Below are 1,251 nucleotides of genomic sequence, written 5' to 3'. Positions count from 1 at the left end.
CCGGTTTCACTCTTACCGGGTCTTGGTGATCGCTTCCACTGAATACGTATAATTAAATACTCTTTTTGAAGTTTTGGATAGGTGGCAGGGCTTCTAAAGTAAATGCAGGAGCCCTGGGTAATGAAGAAAAATCCATTGACAAAATATTACCTATGATTAAAATTAATTCCATTAAAATAATAAGGGGAAAAGAATGGCAAAGAAAGTGTTTTCACATCTGGTTCTTTCTATCGGATTATCGGTATTTGTATCTTGTATGTCTACTAATGATGCAGTGGTTTACGAAGAACCAACACCGGAGGCAAATGTCTTCGTTGAAGTTCTTGGCGGTGTAAAAAAAGCAGTTGCATCTGGTTCTACTGTAAAACTTAGAAGTGATTTTACAATAGAGGACATTCTCATCATTCCAGCGAATGTTATTTTTGATCTCACAAACGGGAAAAAACTTATTCTTGGAAATGGTGCGATTCTTACCGTTGAGGGAACACTTAATGTAAAAGGCGCCAATAATGACAGTGGAATAATTATTAAAGTGACAAGTTCAACATCAAGACCAGCTACAATAAATGGAAATGGAAACATTTATCTAAAATCGCAAGGTAACTTAATTCGCGTTAATCCTTCAAAAAAACTCATAGTGAGTGGTAATATTATATTGATCGGAATTCAAAATAATAATACCGCCCTGGCTCTTGTTGGCGGAGAATTAATTCTTGAAGGAAATGCAGTTATTAACGGAAACAAAAATCCAAATGGTGCTGGTGGAGGTGTATATTTAGGTAAATTTGGTGAAGGAAGCAATGGCGGTGTACTTATTCTTAATGAAAATGCATCAATTACAAACAATAATGCCGGTATTGGCGGCGGAGTTGCTTTAACCGGAGCGAACTGTTCATTTATAATGAATGGGGGCAGCATTACCAATAATGTTACAGATAGTGGCGGGGCGGGTATTCGGGTAGCTGGATCAAATTCTAAGTTTATCAAAACAGGTGGGAAAATTATTGATAATAGGGTAACTGCGGGAGAAACTTATGGCCATTCAATAGCAGTAATAGAATGGGATCCTCCGTATATCATCCGTAAATATTGTGATCGTGATATTAGTGATAATCTTTCTGTAACTATTGCAAAAAACGGTAAAGTAATTGCTGACATCAGCGGTGAATGGTTAGATGGAACACATTCTCCAAAAAAATAATTTTATGCTGTAATGAGCAGAGTCAGGCACTGAAACCCCGGCTCTGCGGG

1 protein-coding gene is annotated in these 1,251 nt (G+C 37.5%); it reads left to right on the top strand.

What is annotated here, in order from left to right; all coding sequences use genetic code 11:
• Positions 1-193: 193 nt before the first annotated feature.
• The gene (locus TPRIMZ1_RS0106940) at positions 194-1,201 is read left to right on the top strand and encodes a hypothetical protein (protein WP_010256848.1); all 1,008 of its coding nucleotides are present in this window, start codon (positions 194-196) and stop codon (positions 1,199-1,201) included.
• Positions 1,202-1,251 lie beyond the last annotated feature (50 nt).

It is taken from the genome of Treponema primitia ZAS-1 (assembly GCF_000297095.1).
Classification (GTDB): domain Bacteria; phylum Spirochaetota; class Spirochaetia; order Treponematales; family Breznakiellaceae; genus Termitinema; species Termitinema primitia_A.
The sequence above is the reverse complement of the archived record's forward strand: the minus strand, read 5'-3'. Positions and strand labels throughout refer to the sequence as shown.

Coding starts and splice junctions, on each gene's coding strand:
- TPRIMZ1_RS0106940 (WP_010256848.1), top strand. CDS start 194: ATGGCAAAGAAAGTGTTTTCACATCTGGTTCTTTCTATCGGATTATCG.